General features: G+C 67.4%; 17 protein-coding genes. 3 read left to right on the top strand and 14 right to left on the bottom strand.

Annotated features, from left to right (window positions below; genetic code table 11):
- Nucleotides 1–6: 6 nt before the first annotated feature.
- Entirely contained in the window at nt 7–1710 is a 1704-nt protein-coding gene (locus EBE87_RS06850; protein ID WP_120637244.1) for an ATP-binding protein, read from the top strand.
- Nucleotides 1711–1749: 39 nt separating this feature from the next.
- Here EBE87_RS06850 and EBE87_RS06855 read toward each other — a convergent pair whose 3' ends face one another.
- The 11 genes from EBE87_RS06855 to EBE87_RS06895 all read right to left on the bottom strand — a co-directional run bounded on the left by EBE87_RS06855 (nt 1750) and on the right by EBE87_RS06895 (nt 12226).
- Complete coding sequence (locus EBE87_RS06855; RefSeq protein ID WP_120637245.1) at nt 1750–2283, bottom strand: hypothetical protein; 534 nt, start codon at nt 2281–2283, stop codon at nt 1750–1752.
- A gap of 172 nt (nt 2284–2455) precedes the next feature.
- On the bottom strand, nt 2456–4150 hold the full coding sequence (locus tag EBE87_RS06860) for a hypothetical protein (RefSeq protein WP_120637246.1): 1695 nt from the start codon (nt 4148–4150) through the stop codon (nt 2456–2458).
- A complete protein-coding gene (locus tag EBE87_RS06865; protein ID WP_120637247.1) occupies nt 4143–5069 on the bottom strand; it encodes a DUF7146 domain-containing protein in 927 nt (308 codons plus the stop codon). Before EBE87_RS06865 ends, EBE87_RS06860 begins: the two co-directional genes overlap by 8 nt.
- Nucleotides 5066–5350, bottom strand: coding sequence for a hypothetical protein (locus EBE87_RS28605; RefSeq protein WP_147425972.1), 285 nt, complete (start codon nt 5348–5350; stop codon nt 5066–5068). The genes EBE87_RS06865 and EBE87_RS28605 overlap by 4 nt, the downstream gene beginning before the upstream one ends.
- Entirely contained in the window at nt 5347–5874 is a 528-nt protein-coding gene (locus EBE87_RS06870) for a hypothetical protein (RefSeq protein WP_120637248.1), read from the bottom strand. Before EBE87_RS06870 ends, EBE87_RS28605 begins: the two co-directional genes overlap by 4 nt.
- On the bottom strand, nt 5874–6503 hold the full coding sequence (locus EBE87_RS06875) for a hypothetical protein (RefSeq protein WP_147425974.1): 630 nt from the start codon (nt 6501–6503) through the stop codon (nt 5874–5876). The genes EBE87_RS06870 and EBE87_RS06875 overlap by 1 nt, the downstream gene beginning before the upstream one ends.
- A gap of 122 nt (nt 6504–6625) precedes the next feature.
- Nucleotides 6626–6847 (bottom strand): hypothetical protein, encoded by a 222-nt coding sequence (locus EBE87_RS06880; RefSeq protein ID WP_120637250.1) that lies wholly within the window; start codon nt 6845–6847, stop codon nt 6626–6628.
- A 562-nt stretch (nt 6848–7409) separates the two neighbouring features.
- Nucleotides 7410–7703, bottom strand: coding sequence for a hypothetical protein (locus EBE87_RS06885; RefSeq protein ID WP_147425976.1), 294 nt, complete (start codon nt 7701–7703; stop codon nt 7410–7412).
- Nucleotides 7703–8002 (bottom strand): helix-turn-helix transcriptional regulator, encoded by a 300-nt coding sequence (locus EBE87_RS06890; RefSeq protein WP_199707186.1) that lies wholly within the window; start codon nt 8000–8002, stop codon nt 7703–7705. Before EBE87_RS06890 ends, EBE87_RS06885 begins: the two co-directional genes overlap by 1 nt.
- A 102-nt stretch (nt 8003–8104) precedes the next feature.
- On the bottom strand, nt 8105–9910 hold the full coding sequence (locus tag EBE87_RS28610) for a hypothetical protein (protein WP_147425978.1): 1806 nt from the start codon (nt 9908–9910) through the stop codon (nt 8105–8107).
- Nucleotides 9911–10903: 993 nt separating this feature from the next.
- On the bottom strand, nt 10904–12226 hold the full coding sequence (locus EBE87_RS06895; protein ID WP_120637252.1) for a tyrosine-type recombinase/integrase: 1323 nt from the start codon (nt 12224–12226) through the stop codon (nt 10904–10906).
- A 317-nt stretch (nt 12227–12543) separates the two neighbouring features.
- Here EBE87_RS06895 and EBE87_RS06900 point away from each other — a divergent pair, with 317 nt between their 5' ends.
- Together EBE87_RS06900 and eutC are read left to right on the top strand one after the other, a co-directional pair.
- Entirely contained in the window at nt 12544–13947 is a 1404-nt protein-coding gene (locus EBE87_RS06900; protein WP_120637253.1) for an ethanolamine ammonia-lyase subunit EutB, read from the top strand.
- On the top strand, nt 13898–14698 hold the full coding sequence (gene eutC / locus EBE87_RS06905; RefSeq protein ID WP_120637254.1) for an ethanolamine ammonia-lyase subunit EutC: 801 nt from the start codon (nt 13898–13900) through the stop codon (nt 14696–14698). Before EBE87_RS06900 ends, eutC begins: the two co-directional genes overlap by 50 nt.
- 3 nt (nt 14699–14701) lie before the next feature.
- On the opposite strand, the gene bfr is transcribed toward eutC, so the two are convergent.
- The 3 genes from bfr to recQ form a co-directional block, all read right to left on the bottom strand.
- Nucleotides 14702–15193 (bottom strand): bacterioferritin, encoded by a 492-nt coding sequence (gene bfr / locus EBE87_RS06910; RefSeq protein ID WP_120637255.1) that lies wholly within the window; start codon nt 15191–15193, stop codon nt 14702–14704.
- A gap of 100 nt (nt 15194–15293) precedes the next feature.
- Entirely contained in the window at nt 15294–15485 is a 192-nt protein-coding gene (locus EBE87_RS06915; protein ID WP_120637256.1) for a (2Fe-2S)-binding protein, read from the bottom strand.
- Between the two features lie 84 nt (nt 15486–15569).
- Nucleotides 15570–17381 (bottom strand): DNA helicase RecQ, encoded by a 1812-nt coding sequence (gene recQ / locus EBE87_RS06920; RefSeq protein WP_120637257.1) that lies wholly within the window; start codon nt 17379–17381, stop codon nt 15570–15572.
- Nucleotides 17382–17537 lie beyond the last annotated feature (156 nt).

The following is a 17537-nucleotide window of genomic DNA, read 5'->3' on the forward strand; positions in this document are numbered from 1 at the left end:
CAGGCTATGTCGCACTACCGGATCGGCAAGGCGGTGGCCGTAACAGGGGACCAGGTTTTCGTCTCGCTTCTTGATCATGACGTAGATGGTCCTGGTGGCGTCCCCGCAAGCATGACAGTCGACATGCCCAGTGCCGCCGGGCCGGTGCCCGTGCTCATTGGTCAACCCGGTACCTTCGTCCTCGTGTCGCTTCCAGCAGGATACCTTCTCTGCATGGTGACCGGAATCGAGATGAAGGAAGAGCGCATCTCGGCACCAGAATTGCGGCAGGCCGCTGACACAGAGATGGCTCTGATTGATCGTGTTTCTCGAACGCTATCAACGGTTCCCGTTGGCACGTTAGACGTCTCTGCAAATTTTGAGCGCGGCACTGATGTGATGCCGACAGTGAACGCTCCAGTCTTTGCGGTCGGCGCAGAAATGATCGACAAAATATATGCGGGGTATGCTGAAGGCGATTTCTCGTTGGGCCGTCTCTCTCTTATCCCAGAGCAGGACGCAAAAATAAATCTCGACGCCCTACTTACTCGTCATGCAGCGATCTTAGGGCAAACTGGTGGCGGAAAATCGTGGACAGTGGCGTCTATCATCCAGCGGATTTGTGAGTTTCCCCAGGCGACGGTGGTGCTGTTCGACCTTCACGGGGAATATGGATCCGCCTTTGGCGAGTACGCGGAGGTAATCTCCGCGACAGATCTTGAACTTCCGTACTGGTTGATGAACTCCGAAGAGCTTCTTGGCTTGATGGTCGATCGCGCTGAGTCTGCTGCACCTAATCAAGTGGCCAAATTTAAGGAGCTATTGCAGGCAGCCAAGCAAGACGATCCGGAAAATCAATCGCTTGGCCTTCCCAAGATCACCATTGATACTCCTGTCCATTTCGACCTTGATGCGATAGTCGAGGAATTCCGGAGGCTGGACACCGAAAGGCCACCCGGTGCGCAGGGAAAGCCGGTTAACGGGCCGCTTCACGGGCAGTTCACCCGCCTACTGATGCGACTCGATTCGCGCATGAACGACCGTCGCTACGACCTAATTTTCAAGCCCAAAACGTATCTCTCATCAGCGTCGATGTCAGATCTCTTCCGGCGGCTGCTTGGCGAGAAAATCGGTGACCGTCGTAAAATTGTGGTCGTCGATCTCAGCTCAACGCCCTTCGATGTACGGTCATCTGTCATTTCCCTGATCCAGCGTTGCCTATTTGACTTCGCCTACTGGCATCGGAGGCTGAAGGGCGAGAGATATCCGATTGCTGTCTTCGCTGATGAAGCTCACATTTACCTGTCCGACAGCGATCCAGCTTGTGAGCCAGCACGAAAATCGGCTGAGAGGATTGCGAAGGAAGGACGTAAGTACGGCATTAGCCTCACAGTAATAAGCCAGCGGCCGCGCGAACTCTCCAGCACGATCCTTTCCCAGTGCGGAAGCTTTCTTTGCCTGCGCATCTCGAACCCAGACGATCAATCATACGTTCGTAATCTTCTTCCGGATTCCGTGCGTGGCATTACTTCGATGTTTTCGACGTTGCGACGTGGCGAGGCCATTCTACTGGGCGACTCGGTGATGATGCCGACCCGGATCAGGATTACAAAGCCTGAGCCACAACCACAGAGTGCCGACGCATCCTTCGCGACTAGCTGGGCGAAGGATCCGCAAGATCTGGATGTGGATTCGGTTCTCGCTGCATGGAGAGCGCAGACAGTCTCATAGCATCGCCCTCTGTCTGTCCTACACAACATTGGGGAGCAGCTACTTGGCTGGAGGTGCCGCCCCCATTGCGCCGTACCATCCGACCTGCTCGGCTGTCTTCCTACGGGCAAACGCACAGGAGCCATCCGGCAGGCTGATCCGCAGCCAGCCATCCCGCTCTAGCACCACCTCCACACCAGGGGTGCGGAGCATCTCCAGCGTGCGGCCCTCCATCGTCCTAGACTCCCACAGGGGGCGCTTTGTTCCCGGCTGGTGCTGGATCTGCCCTGCCGGTGCCAGGCTCACTAAGTCGGCCGGTGGCGGCAGTCCGAAGATGGCGGCGCGCTCGGCTTCTTCCTCAGCATCCGGCTTGCGCTCAGCCAAGGCGGCAGCAGCCGCCTCCATGAACACCAGCAGCGCAGTAGCCTGCGACGTGGGGCGCAGGGCCTCCACCAGCTCCGCGCGGCTGTCGCGCATGGCCCTTAGCAGCTCGGGCGCTGGCGGCCGATCCGCCCGCCAGCGCAGCCGGTCGCCGTCGAGCCAGAGTGTCATGCCGGCGGCGGTGGCGCGGGCCAGAAGGGCGCTGCGCGTCATGTAGAACTGCCTCGCCAGCGTATCCGCAGTAATCCGCGCCGCGCGCCTCCCTCTAAGCGCCAGAGGAAGGAGCCGGCAGCGTTCCAAGCGTTCCGCATCACTGGGTGCAGGAATATCAGCCGGTTACCGGCAGAGGCGCCGCCTGGTGTGACGGTCAGGGCGTAAAGATGCCCTACAGCTCGCCTTCCCATGCCACCCCCGCCGACTGGTCCTGCGCCGCCTCCGGCGTCTCTGTCAGCCCGCGCTTCTCCAAGGTGATCAGCCGGCCGGAGCGGCCACCCGAGGCCGGCAGAATCACCTCGATCCCCACGCGGCGGAGGGCAGGGGCGACGCGCCGCAGCTTCTGCGACAGGCGCGTGGCGTCCTTCGGCCAGTCGCGCTGGCGCTGCCGGTCGGTCGGCGTCCGGTCATTGATGGCGCCCAGCAGTTCGCTCGCGGTGCAGGACCAGCGGCCCTTCTCTTCCGTGATCGCCTGCACCGCCACGGCGATGCCGTCTGACTCGATCACGCCCGCCACCGCCGCAGCTCGGTTCTCTTCCAGAGCGCCCAGCATGTCGGCTTCCGACCACCCGAAGGCCGGCGCCATCGCCACTGCCAGCCGGGCGAAGTCGGCCATGCGGGGAAGGCGCTCCACATGCAGGCCAGGCAGGCGCCGCAGGGCGCAGGCTAGTCCGTCCAGCAGCATGGCCAGCAGGCCCGGCCGGGCGGCCTCGAAGTCCCGCCACACCTCCGCCTCCGGCTTGCGCCGATCATCCGGGATGGGCGGCAGGGTGATGGCGATGGCGCGGTCCGCCAGGTCGCCGCGCGACAGCAGAGAGGGGATGCCGTTCAGCAGGACGGGGTTCTGCACGAACACGGTATGCTCTTCGCCGTTCGTATAGAGCGCTCGCTCGCCGAAGCCGCCACCGCTGGCGACGCGGCAGATCGCATCCGCCATGGCGGCATCCAGGCCGGAGAGGTTGTCCAGCGCCACCACGCGGCCGTTGCGGGCGGAGAGCAGCAGGTCGCGTTCCTCGCGCGGCGCGGCGCGGGCATCGGCGTGGTTGGGGTCGACCAGCCGCCGCAGCATCTTGCTAGACGTGGTTTTGCCGCTGCCCTGTTCGCCGTCCACCGCCAGCACAGGGAAGGGGCCTTCTGGATGCAGGCAGGCCACCAGCCAAGCCACGGTCAGCTTCACATCCGCGCTCGCCAGGCCATCCGCCCCAGGTCGGAGGTTCAGCAGGCCGGCCAGGGTGACAAGGCCAGCGGCGGCCTCGATTCGCTCAGGCGGCGGCAATGGCATCAGGCCCTGCGGCCGCACCAGCGGCACATCCGCACAGTCCTGCACCGCCCAACCGTCACCATCCACCCGCACCACCCGCCAGTCATCTGCGCCCAGGTCCAACCAGACGGCGCCCTGATCCCGGCACAGGCGCGGGCGCGGGTCACGCACCTGGCCACGCAGCGCCATGGCCTCGAAGGTGCCGATAGCTTCGTTGAGCGCCTGATCTGGAATGGAGCCGGGGCGAGCGGCGCGGCCCTCCACCTCCGACTCGACGGGGAAGCGGTCGCCATAGGTCAGCCGCACCGTGTTGCGGAAGTCCCGCCCGCGCACCGCGTACCGTTCCAACCGGCCAGCCTGCGGGATAGTCGCATAGGCGTCGCCGCGCGGGTCGCGCCAGAAGGTGGCGCCCAGGTCCAGCATGGCCTCGATGGCCTGTTCCCGCGCATTGTCGCGGCTGGCGCCCTTCGGCGGCTCAGCCTTGCGCTCGGGCTTGCCCTTGGCACCGCCGCCGCCACTCGCCCGCTTGCGGCGGCCTTTGTCCAGCTGCACCACGTTAGAGGGCGGCTGGTCGCCTTCCGAGATGGTGAATCCATCGTCACTCACGGGAAGTCTCCCCCGCCGCCCGCAGCCGGGCGGCCAATACGTCAGCGAAGTCGCGGCCGGCGGCGTCGGGTGTGGCCACCCGCACCCGGCGTCCCTCAGCCCGCCACCGCCGCGAAGCGGTCCAGGCAGCTTCCTGGCCCGGTGGATCGGCATCGGCCGCAATCAGCAGGTCAGGGGCGGAGGGCAGCGCCGGCAGCGGCAGGGCGGCGAGGTTGCCGGCCGCCACCGCCGCCCAGGCGGGCGCATCCATCAGGACAGAGGCGGCCAAGGCCGTCTCGATCCCCTCCGCCAGCAGCAGCGGCGCGGCGGGGGCGGGTCGGTGCAGCATCACCACGCCGCCGGCCACTGGCCCCAGCGTAGCCTTCTGCGGCTCCACGGCCGCCTTCGCGCGCCCATCGGCGGCGAGGTAGGTCCGATGCACCGCCACCGGCTCCCCGTCCTCTGCCCGGCGCACCAGCGCCACCAAGGCGGGGAACCGGCCCTCGGCGGCGGGATGCGGCGCCGAGGGATGGAAGCGGAGCTGGTCGCCGTGCTGCGGCATCGGCTGCGCCTGCCATGCGCCCAGGACGCCACGGGCGGCCAGGTATCGCTCCGCCAGGGTGCCGGTGATGGGCACGGTTTCTTCCCACAGCTTGCGGGCGAAGGCGCTGCGCCGGGCGGGGGAAGAGCCCCGATCCGGCGGTCGGCGCTCGGCCGGCGGCGGTGGCGTCCAATCCTCGCCCATGGCGGCCCGCACGGCAGCGGCGAGGCCGGCCTTGTCCTGGCAGCTCGCACACCACCACAGGGCGCGGCCGTCACGCTCGCGCACGGTGAAGGTGGTGGGGTAGCCGCAGGCCGGGCAGGCGCCACGCCAGACGCCGCCGGTAGCCCGTCGCAGGTTCAGCCGCTCGGCCAGCTCGCGGGCACTGGCGGCGGTCATGCGCGGCCTCCAGGGGTGCAGGGGAAGGCATGCAGGCGCCGCCATTCCTGGCAGGCGGCAAGCTGCACCGCGCCGGCGAGGCGCAGAGCCGTGCCGCGGTCATTCCCAGCCTTGACCAACGCACCCTCAATCTGCCCCGCCACGCTGGCGAGGGCTTCGAGGAACAGCCGTTCCGGCAGGCCATGGCACAGGCGGGCTAGCGCTTGGCCGGCATCCTGCGGGGTGGGGACGCGCGACGGTAGCAGCAGCGCGCCCGCTGACGGGGCGGTAGCCGGCATCATTCCGGCACCTCGCCACGCAGGAAGGCCCGCTGGTCCGGTGTGAGATGCACCTCTGCGCCTCGCGCCAGATCGAAGTCTGCGCTCCGCGCCAGCACTGCCAGCGGCGGCAAGGTGCGGGCCAGGAGGCGGAGCAGCTCTTTGCCTTCCTCGCGGCCCAGGCTCTCCGCCTGCCACCGCAGGGCGATGCAGATGGTGGAGAGCTGCGCCACGGCATCGGCAGCGGTGGCCGGCTGCCCCGTGGTCGCGAAGTCATGCAGGGCGAGGGCGCGATCAGCCAGAGCACGGGCGGCAGCGGCGTGGCGGGAAGCCGTCGCGCTATCACCTGCCATCCGCAGACGGCCTTCCTCCTGATCATGATGCGCCTGACGCTTCCACAGGTCGGCCATCTCGCGCGCCAGGGAGGCATGGCCAGGAATAGCCGGCGCCTCTGGCCGATCCAGGGGCGCAGTCACGCTGGCGACGGTGGCGGTGCTGCGCTTCTCCAGTGAGGGGCGCTGCCGAATGGCCTTGCTGGTGGTAGCCATCACCGTGCCTCCCCCAGGCGCAGCAAGTCGCCCACCAGGTCCCACGCCCAGCCGGCGGCCGGCCCGTTCTGTGGATCCTCCCTTCCGGCCAGTGTCATGGCTTCCGCCTTGGCCGCGCGGGCCTTGGCCAGCACGCCCGCCATGGTCTGCGGCTTGGCATCGGTGATGGTGTCGCGGGTTTGCGCATAGGCGAGCCAGAGGGGATCACACTCCACCTCGCCATCGCCCATGTCATACGCTTCGACGTTTGCAACGTGTTCAGCGCATGCCGAGATCAGAGCGCCGTCCGGATGGATGCGGAGAGCCACCTGTGTACTGGCGGGGCCCACTCCCCCCGTCATCTCAGGGAAGAGACGCACGGCATCCCGCCGCAGGCTGTTTCCAAGCTCACGCTCCGCAGTGGTGGTGCCGCCTGCAATGGCGCGTCCGACGATCATGCCTTTTGCAGCCAAGCCCATTGAGCCAGCGGCAGGGACGGAGGCTGCCTGCGAAATGAGGCGCTCCAACCGCTCATGAGCGGCATGAACAGCCAGATTCAATGCAGCTTCGTTCGGCGTGTCCTCTGCATGGTTGGCGGCGCGGCAGGCGGCTTCCAGGGCATCGTCCGCAGCATGGATGGCGCGGGCCAAGTCCAGCAGCAGCAGGTCCGTTAGTGGTGCGGCCGGAGTGCCCGACACGGCGGCTGTGGCGGTGGCGGGCAGCAGCGCGGCAGCCGCCAGGGCGGCGCGGCGGGAGAAGGGGCGGGGAGCCATCACAGATGCCCTCCGGCCAGGAAGCCCAGCAGCGCCGCCACCGCCGGCAAAGTCAGCGTGGCGAAGTCCTGCGGCACGGGCAGGGGCGGCAGGCTGCCCGTGGCGGCATAGGCCAGGGCACGGCGGGGATAGTTGGGGCGGTAGATGGCACCGGCCGAAGCGGAGGCCGTGGGGATGGCAGCAAGGCGCGCGCTCGCACGCCCGGAATCACCATGCGACATGGTGGGGTCCTTACGGTTCAAGTTGCCGGAAGGCAGGCGGCTTCTCAGACCGCAGGCCGTCCGGGGGTGAGAAACCCGCCGTAAGTCGGGCGCGCATGACTTTAGGCGGCCGCTTTCGCGACACCCTCGGACATGATCATGCGCCCCCCGGACGATGGATGCGTGTGGACGCACTATCGCGGCGTTGCGCTTACGGCAGCAATGGAGTTTCTCAGGCTCCGGGATCGAGCCTTGCCCGGCGGCAGTGGCGGCGTCAAGCGGCATCGCGCCGCGTGCGGGCATGCCAGCACGCGGGCACCACCCCATGGCAACAGGCCCGTGCTCCCGCATGCGGACATGACCGCAGGACAGCAGCGGCACGGTGGAGGCAGGCGGGGCGGCGGTGGCGGGCATCACCGCTGACCCTCCGCCGAACGGCGCTGCGAGCGTACCAGGGGCCGGTAATCTGGCCGGCCGCACTCACGGTACAGGGCATCCCGCGCCGCCATCTGTCGGCGGAGCCAGGCGCACGCCTCGGCACGGGCAGCATCGCGGGCCAGGAGTGCCAGGAGGGGCAGGGCGGTCATTCCCGACCCGCCTTCGCCGCCCGGCCGCGTGCTTCCTTGGCCGCGCCGTCCGCGATGGATTCGCAGAGCGCCAGGCGCCGCGTGTCATCCGGTGCAACCGGGAAGATGATGCAGTCGGCCGCTTCCACGCTCAGCCGGCGGATCAGGCCGAAGGTGGCTTCCAGCTCGCCGCCGCTCGGCTGGATGGACAGGACGTGATCCAGGATCAGCCCGCCCATCCACCCACAATGCTCACTCGCGGTGGTGTGGAGGTTGTCGAAGCTCAGGTCTGGGCTATTGGCGACGCCCATCAGCGGGCACCCCGCAGGGCATCAAGGGCCGCCCGGATTTCGCTGAGACGCCAGCGCGGACCTTTGGGCGAGACATAGATGGGCTGCGGCAGCCGGCCGGCGCGCACATTGCGCCAGAAGGTGCTGATGGACTGGCCCGTCTCGGCCGCACCCTCGCGGACGGTCAGCAGCGGGTCAGCCGGGACGTAGGCTGGCTTCTCAGGCGCGGCGGCGGCGGCCACTACGGCGGGGTAGGAGCCTTCCAGCACATGGCGGGAAGATGCCCGCCGCTTGGGCGCTGGTTCAGGTTGGCTATGCATGACCTTGATCGGGTCCCTCTGAGTTGACGGGACCGGATCAAGGGCCGGGCTTAATGCGAATGTCGAAATCGAATAATTCGAACCGAAAAAATACCATTAGAATTAGGTGAGAGGCGGCTTTCTACGCTTCCTTCGCCCCACCGGGGCCTTGAGTCGCTCCGGTCTATCCCGCATCGCCTTCCGAGCACGGACCACTCCTATGCCGGGCAGCGCGTCATGAATCTGCGGCTCGAGTTCATCCTCAGTTGGCGGCTCGCCAACATCCTTTAGATGCCTTTCGGCCAAGCGGAGGACAGTAGCGGTCAGTTCCGCATCCGTGCAGTTACGCCTATCGCCTCCGGCTGGGTCACGGGCAGAAATTGCCGCGTCGGCAGTCAGCTCGGCCGCCAGGGTATCTGGACCGGCAGGCGGTGCAGTGGACAGCGAAGTGCGTGGTAGTACCCGCACCTCACGCCAGTAGATGAGCTGATCCTTGGGCACCTCACGTGTCGGCCGCCCGGTGCGGCTGATGATCAGCATCGCGTCAGCGCCACCTGCAACTGGATGCGATGCACCAGGCCAGGGGAGGGGCTCCATGCGCAGGTGCGCACACCCAGCCGGCACCAGCCTCCATATCTCGGAGGGCACAGGACGGCGCTCCATCTTCGCTGGGTCGTAGGCGATGGCGGTCCTGACCCCGCTTTCCAGCTCCACCAAGAGCGCCTGGTGCCCGGCGTCAGCCAAAGGGCTGGCTTGCTTCTCGGCTTCCACCTCTGCCGCGCTGCGGGCCAGGAAGCCGACAGGCCCATGTGGGAAGCCACGTGCATAGAGCGCCAGCAGGGCATCACGTTGAGCCTGCGGCAGCATCATCGCCACCGCCGCTCGGAACGGTAAGCCTTCGGTCGGCCATACCTCTGGCGCAGCGTAGGGCGCGACAGCGGCCGGAGTGGGCCGTGCAGCAGGGGTGCGGGTTTGTGGCGCTGGCGGCAGTGGCGGCTCCACACGCGGCGGCAGAGGGCCGTCTCGCAGAGGGTCAAAAAAGCTTTGCGTCGCCCAGCGTGCCTCCCGTTCGGTTTCTTCCTGCCGCAGCCGTTCGCGCAGCTTATCCTCTTCCAGACCTCGACGCCGAAGCTCTGCCTCCTGCTGCGCCTGGCGCACCAACTCGGTGTATTCCGATGCAGAGCGATGGGCCGCTTCGCCGCCGGACATCTTGTCAGCCAGGCTGAACTCGGCTGCTGGCCGCCACCCTACCGGCAGGCCGTTGTCGGCCATCGATCGAGAGGGTGGGCAAGCTGATCCCGCTGCTCCTGAAGCACTGTCCGCAGCACTGATGCTTTCCAAAGTGGGTATCGCCCCGGCCGTGATGGAGTCCGCCAAAGCGGAACGGCCCGAGATCATCAGGCCATAAGGCATCAGGGCGGCAGCAGCCGCAGGCAGCTGCGACAGTCGGCGCCGCACACGAACGTCCCCCCACCGGCCGCGCCCAATAAGCCGGGCATCCAGCGTCTCGGTCACTTCCTCCATCCACTCGCTCGACGCGATCTTCATCCTCGCGCCCCAGCCGCGATGGCAGCCCTCAGCTTCCCACTCGCCAGTCACCAAGCGCCGGACGGCCTCATCACGGGCGCGGCCCTTGATCGTGGCGATCCTGTGGCTCGCTCGTTCCCAAGGCTCGCGGGGGATATGCGCTGTGACGGTTGGGCCGACTTCCCCGGCGATGCGCAGCCGCAGCTCTGCATCGTCACGGCAAACGCGCGCGCCTGAAGCTTTTGCATCGCTGATGCGGCGCTGTAGATCGTTGCTCAGCCGCTTCCGCTCAGCGGCAGGGAATGCGGCTTCCAGCTCTACCAGCTCGGCGCGTTCCTCCGCCGAGAGCAACGTAAGCGCCGCAGCGGCGAATGGTCGCCACTGGTACTCGTCATCTTCCATCGCCGCCTCATGCCGGCCCCCTCATGCAGAGCGAGACGGCGCGGCGGGCCGGGCATGAGGAACCGGCTTTCGGCGGCCAAACCTAGCCGCGCCAAGCAAGAGCTTATCCTGCTAGCAGCGGAACGAGAAGCGAACAGCTCGCTGGCACCAGCAGCCCCGGACCAAAACAGGAGAAGAAACAGAAGGGGTGTTTTTGTTTCAAACAGGAAGGCTGACACCGGGGCGCGAATTACCCCCGGTAGGGGTGCCCCCTCAGGAAGGACCCACATGGGGGGTACCCCCTACCGATCCATGGTTCACTGAACCGCGCTGAACCTCTCCGCTGAACCTCGGACTAACGAACCCGGACGCGCTGGCTGCCCGTATATGCTGGGGAGCCGGCAAGGACCCATGGGGGTGGGGGTCTATGCCGGCGGCAGCCCTGTTGCGCAGTTGCATGTTGCGCCAATGCACGGTTGCGCAACACGCGCGGTCGCACGCGCTGGCGGCCCGTATAGGCGTGGCTGCCAGGAGGGACCCGCTGCCGGAGAGGCGGCACCTCCGCCCGGCCGAGGCGGGACCACGAAAAAAGAATCTCCGATATCGCGGCGGCGTGCGGATGCCCTCCACACGGTCCATGCCTCATCGGCCGCCAGAGATTGCACCCCCCATACCCCTACCAGGGACAAGAACTACCCCAACGATTTCAGTCTGTTAGCTGGATAGGCCGAGTGAGCGGAACGCTGGCGGGAACGCTGGGAACGCTAACAAGGAATTTAGCGTTCCCGGAAGGTTGTGTCTTTTCAGTTGGTTATCCTGTGGGGGAACGCTGGGAACGCTGGAACGCTGTTCCTTCTCTTTAGGCATAAAGAAGAAAGAGAGGATAAGGGCGCGCCTCCACCCGCGCCGGCACGCGAGATTGCCACTCCACCTTTTCTGGATCAGCCGAAGGCGTACCAGGGGAGGGGCACGGGGAGGGGGTCGATCAGGAAGTAGGCCGGCGGCGGTGGCGGCTCAGCCGGTCCCCTGACTCCGGCTGGGTAGCTGCACTAGTTCGGCAGGCCGCTTGCTGCACCATTGCCCCCAGGCGTCCATCAGCCCACGCCGCCGGTCCAGCAGATCGGAACGGGCGTAAGCCGCCTCCACCTTATCCCGCACCACATGCGCCAGGGCGGCCTCGGCTACCTCGCGCCCCTCTGGCCGAGTCTCGCCCGCCCAATCGCGGAAGCTGGATCGGAAGCCGTGCGGCACCACAGGGCGGCCCTCGCCGTCGCACCAGGGGGGCAGGCCCTCGCCCTCGTTCATGCGGCGGATGACGGCGGAGATGGTCATGTCCGACAGCGCCGCCGAGCTGCGCGCCGTGCTGGGGAAGATCAGGCTGCTTGGGCCGCGCCCCATTGCCTCCATCTCCCGCAGCACCGCCACCGCCTCGGCCGACAGGGGTACGCGGTGGCGCCGCCGCGCCTTCATGCGCTCGGCCGGCACCGTCCACACGGCATGGTCCAGATCCACCTCGCGCCAGCGGGCCAGGCGCACCTCGCCCGTGCGGGCGGCGCACAGGATGGCGAAGGCCAGCGCGTGGGCGGCCACGCCCTCCCGCTTCCGCAGCGCCGCCATGAAGGCCGGCACCTCACGCCAGGGAAGGGAAGGATGGTGCTGGGTCCGCTGCACCCGCTGCGGTGCCGGCAGGACTTCTGCCAAGTGGCCGCGCCAGCGGGCCGGGTTCTCGCCTTCGCGCCAGCCGCGCGCCCTGGCGAAGTCCAGCACCGCCTCTATGCGCCCCCGGACGCGGGATGCCGTCTCCGGCGTCAGGTTCCAGATCGGCCGCAGTACGTCCAGCACGTCATCCGTGCTGACCTCCGCCACCGCCGCCGCGCCGATGTGAGGGAAGGCATGGGCCTTGAGGGTGGCCTCCCACTGGGCGCGGTGCTTCGGGTTGCTCCATCCGCTCTCCCGCTCCACCAGCAGGGCTTCGGCCACTTCCTGGAAGGTGCGGCGCACGGTGCGCTGCGCAGCTTCCTCGGCTGCCCTGGCGGCCTCTTCCATGGCTCGGCGGTTGGCCAGCGGATCAATCCCATCCCGCAGCAGCCGGCGGGCAGTGGCGGCTTTGTCGCGTGCTTCTGCCAGGGTGACGCCGCCGCTGCGGCCGTCCGGATCGGCGGTGCCGAGGCCCATCTCCCGGCTTCGGTCCCGCAGGGCATAGCGGAAGAGCCAAGACTTCCCGCCGGCCGGGCTGATCTGAAGATAGAGCCCTTCGCCATCCCCGACTCGCTCAGGCCTCTTGCTCTTGCCGGAGTGACGCGCCGCCGCCACCGCCCGCGCCGTCAGGTTTCCCATGGTACCGCCTCCACTCAACTGCCGCCCCAGATGGGGGTAGAGATGGGGGTAGGCCGAACCTACCCCCATCTCTACCCCCATTTGGACATGGGCTTGCCTGACACTCAATGGCACGGTCTGAGATTAGAGGAGATGATAAGGCTCTGAGTAGTAAGGTGTTTCCGACACGCCGTGACACGCTCTGATAGCCGGGGAGATTCGGCAATGGCGGTCATCCCCTCCGCCAGTTTCCCTTTCCCCATCAAGGCTTTCCTGTTGCCAGCCGGCAGCGATGCTGCTGCCATGCGCCCTCGGGTAGCGTGGCGGAAAGGAAGCCGATGAGCCGGTATGCCAGCGACTTCCGCGGTGAGCGTCACGTGTTCCGCGACCTGGCTGATCTGCTGGCCAAGGCTTCGCCCGCGCGCTCCGGCGACGAACTGGCGGGGCTGGCGGCGGAAAGCGATGCCCAGCGCGTCGCCGCCCGCGCCGCCCTGGCCGATCTGCCGCTGACCCGGTTCCTGGAGGAACCGCTGATCCCCTATGAGGCGGACGAGGTGACGCGGCTGATCATGGACAGCCACGACGACGCCGCCTTTGCGCCTGTCCGCCATCTGACCGTGGGCGGGATGCGGGACTGGCTGCTATCCTATGCCGCGACACCACAGGCCCTGGCGGCCCTGGCCCCTGGCCTGACGCCGGAAATGGTGGCCGCCGTGTCCAAGCTGATGCGCAACCAGGATCTGATCTCGGTGGCGCGCCGCTGCCGGGTGGTGACCGCCTTCCGCAACACGATCGGGCTGGAAGGGCGGCTCGGCACCCGGTTGCAGCCGAACCACCCGGCGGATGACCTGCGCGGCATTGCCGCCGCCACGCTCGATGGGCTGCTCTACGGCTGCGGCGACGCGGTGATCGGCATCAATCCCGCCACCGACAACGTGCCGAACTGCATCGCGCTGCTGGAGATGCTGGACGGGCTGCGTGAACGCCACGAGATCCCGACCCAGACCTGCGTGCTGACGCATGTGACCAATGCCATCCGCATCATCGAGCGCGGCGCACCGGTGGACCTGGTCTTCCAATCCATCGCGGGGACGGAGGCGGCCAATGCCGGCTTCGGCGTCAGCCTTTCCGTGCTGCGGGAGGCGCAGGACGCCGCGCTGGCACTGAAGCGCGGTACCGTCGGCAACAATGTCATGTATTTCGAAACGGGGCAGGGGGCGGCACTCTCCGCCAATGCGCATCACGGACTGGACCAGCAGACCGTGGAAACCCGCGCTTATGCCGTGGCCCGCGCCTTCTCACCCCTGCTGGTGAATACGGTGGTGGGCTTCATCGGGCCGGAATACCTGTACGACGGCAAGCAGATCATCCGCGCGGGGCTGGAGGATCACTGCTGCGCCAAGCTGCTGGGCGTGCCGATGGGCGTGGATGTTTGCTACACCAACCATGCCGAGGCCGATCAGGACGACATGGACACGTTGATGACGCTGCTGGCCGCGGCCGGCACGTCCTTTCTCATCACGGTGCCGGGGGCCGACGACGTGATGCTGAATTACCAGAGCGGCTCCTTCCACGACGCGCTTTACCTGCGCTCCACCTTCGGCCTCCGCGCCGCGCCCGAGTTCGAGGCCTGGCTGGAGCGGATGGACATGCTGGACCGGCAAGGGCGCATCAAGGAACTGGCGCCGCAAGATGGGGCCATGCGCCGCTTGCTGGCAGGGGGCGTCGGCGGTGGCGGCTGATCCCCCGACCCGCGATCCCTGGGGCCGGCTGCGGCAGGCAACGCCGGCACGTATCGGCCTTGGCCGTGTCGGCGATGCGCCGCCGGTGAGCGCCATGCTGGATTTTCAGCTGGCCCATGCCCGCGCGCGGGACGCGGTGCATACGCCACTGGATGTGGAAGCCTTGAAGTCTGCGCTGGACGGCCTGCCGCAGGTCACCGTCCGCAGCTTGGCGCCGGACCGCGCCACCTATCTGCGCCGGCCCGACCTGGGGCGCAGCTTGGACCCTGATGGCCTGGAGCAACTGCCGGCAGGCGACTGGGACCTGGTCCTGGTCCTGGCCGATGGGCTTTCCGCCCGGGCTGTGCAGCAGCATGCACCAAAACTGCTGCGGGCCCTCATGCCGAAGCTCTCCGGCTGGAAGGTGGCGCCGGTGGTCATTGCCACCCAGGGGCGCGTGGCCTTGGGCGATGAGATCGGCGGCGCGCTGGGCGCCAATCTCTGCGCGGTGCTGATCGGTGAACGGCCAGGGCTGAGCGTGGCCGACAGCCTCGGTGTCTACCTAACCTATGAGCCCCGGCCGGGGCGGCGGGATTCGGAGCGCAACTGCATCTCCAACATCCATCCCGCCGGCGGCCTGTCGCCGGAGGCTGCCGCGGCGAAGCTGGCCTGGCTGATGACCGAGGCCCGCCACCGCCGCCTGACCGGCGTGGAGCTGAAGGACGACGCACCCGCCTTGGATGCCGCCGCCCCTCCGGTGATCGAGGGCTGAACCTCAGCCCTTGTTCTGGTCCGGCGCCGCGTCGCTGTTGAGGCGGATGTAGTCGGAAACGCCGATCTGCTCGATCAGCTTGAACTGCGTGTCGAGGAAGTCGGCGTGCTTTTCCTCATCCGCCAGGATGCGCATCAGCAGGTCGCGGGAAACGAAGTCGCGCACGCTCTCGCAATGGGCGATGCCGTCACGCAGGTCGAGGATCGCCTTTTCCTCGATCTTCTGGTCGCACTTCAGCACCTCTTCGACATTCTGGCCGATGAGGATCTGGTTCAGCCGCTGCACGTTGGGCAGGCCGCCAAGGAAAAGGATGCGGGTGATCAGGTCATCCGCATGCTTCATCTCCTCGATGGACTCGGCGTATTCGTGCTTGCCCAGCTTGGTCACGCCCCAGTCGTCCAGCATGCGGGCATGCAGGAAGTACTGGTTGATGGCCGTCAGCTCATTGGTGAGCTGGGTGTTCAGGTATTCGATGACCTTGGGGTCGCGCAGCATGGTGGCCTGTTCTCCATCCGGATCTGCGCCAGACCTTGCGGAAACAGGGTGAACACGTCAAGCCATTGTTTTTGCGTGAAAATGCGACTGCGAGACGCTTTCAGTCGCCGGCCATCGCCTGATCAGCCCCCGGCGGCTGCTCCCGGATGATGGAGAGCATGGTGCCGGTGCAGCACCCGCACTGTGCCGCGCAATTGCAGGCCGCATAGACTTCCTTGGGCCGCTGTGCCCCGCCGGCGATCGCGTCGCGGATCTGGGTATCGGTCAGGGCATTGCAGATGCAGACATACATGTCGTGAACCGCTTGCTGGTCTGCTGCGACTGATAACTGCTCGCAATGCCAGATGCAACTCACTCTCAATAGAAAGACGGGCTTTCAGGCCGCGGCGTGTTCCCGCAGCACGCGCAGCACGTCCTTGCCGTAGCGCTCCAGCTTCGTGTTTCCGACGCCGGGAATGGTGCCGAGCTGGTCCAGTGTTTCAGGCTGCTCCGCTGCAATCTCCACCAAGGTGCGGTCCTGGAAAATCACATAGGCGGGCACGCCCTGCGCCAGGGCGGTGCGCTTACGCCATTCCCGCAGGGCGGCGAAGCGGGGGTCGGAGGGCGCCTCGATGCTGCCGCGCGCGCGCAGGCTGCCGCGGGCAGGCTGTGTCACCAGCTCTTCCCGCAGCATCACCGGTTGCTCACCCTTCAGGATCGGGCGGGCGGCGTCGGTGGGCACCAGCTCGCCATGGTTCTCCACCGCCACGTCCAGCGCCCCCTGAGCCACCAGCTGCCGCGCGACGCCGCGCCAGGCGGCTTCGGTCAGGTCTCGCCCGACGCCGAAGGTGGGCAACTGGTCGTGGCCGAACTGGGTGACCTTCTGGGTCGCCTTGCCCAGCAGCACATCCACCACATGCCCAAGGCCGAAGCGCCGCCCGGTTCGCAGCACGGCGGACAGCATCTTCTGCGCCGCCACGGTGCCATCGAAGAGCCTCGGTGGCGTCAGGCAGATATCGCAGGCCCCGCAGGGCTCCGGCGCATCCTCCCCGAAGCAGCGCAGCAGGATCTGGCGGCGGCAGGTGGAAGCCTCGGCGATGCCGACCATGGCTTCCAGCCGCTGCCGCTCCACCCGCTTCTGCTCGTCGCTCGCGCCGCTTTCCATGATGCGGTGGCGGGCCAGGGCGATGTCGCCGGCGCCGTAGAGAAGCTGCGCCTGGGCTGGCAGACCGTCGCGCCCGGCGCGGCCAATCTCCTGGTACCAGCTCTCCGGGCTGCGGGGCAGGTCGGTATGGGCGACGTAGCGGACATCCGGGCGGTCGATGCCCATGCCGAAGGCGATGGTTGCCGCCATCACCACCGCATCGCCGCGCGCGAAGCGCCGGTGCGCCTCCCGCTTGGCGGAAGGCTCCAGGCCAGCATGGAAGACCAGGCTGTCATAACCATCCTGCTTCAGCCAATCCGCCGTCTGCTCCGCCTTGCGGCGGGTGCCGCAATAGATCAGGCCGGCGCCCGTGCCGTCCGAGGCGGTCTTGATGAAGCGCCGTAGCTGCCCCCGCTCATGGTCCCGCGGCTGGGCGGAGATGGCGATATTGGGCCGGTCGAAGCTGGCGCGGAACAGGGGGCTGTCTTCCAGCCCCAGCTGCCGTTGAATATCCGTGACGGTGCGCGGGTCAGCGGTGGCGGTCAGCGCCAGGCGCGGCACGCGCGGAAAGCGTTGCGCCAGCACCGGTAGGGCGCGGTATTCCGGCCGGAAGTGATGGCCCCACTGGCTGACGCAATGCGCCTCATCGATGGCAAACAGGGCGACGCGCATCTCATCCAGCCGCGCCAGCGTGCTGTCGAGGGTCAGGCGCTCGGGCGAGACATAGAGCAGCTTCAGCTCGCCGCTATCGAGGTCGCGCCACACGGCGCGCGCTTCGTCCGGCGGCAGTTCGGAGTGCAGGGCGGCGGCCTTGATGTCCTGCTGCCGCAGCGCCGCCACCTGGTCTTCCATCAGGGCGATCAAAGGCGAGACCACGACGCCGAGGCCGGGCCGGCAAAGGGCAGGGATCTGGAAGCAGAGGCTCTTGCCGCCACCTGTCGGCATCAGCACCAGTCCGGAGCCGCCAGCCACGGCGTGGCGAACCACCTCCTCCTGCAGGCCCCTGAAGCCGGTATAGCCAAAGACACGATGCAGGACGTCGAGCGGTTCGCCGTATTCACTCATGCCGAGGGCTTTTAGCGCGGCGGCAGGTCGCCGCCCACGCGTAATTCGATGCTTCCCTGCGGCTGGCCGGATGCTGTCATGCAGCCCGTGGCCGGTGGCCGCAGGCGAGCCGCTTTATGGCCAGCCAAGTTGGTATAATTGCCATGTTCTGGACGC

The sequence above is a fragment of the Teichococcus wenyumeiae genome, from assembly GCF_003696345.1.
In the GTDB taxonomy this organism is placed as follows: Bacteria; Pseudomonadota; Alphaproteobacteria; order Acetobacterales; family Acetobacteraceae; genus Pseudoroseomonas; species Pseudoroseomonas wenyumeiae.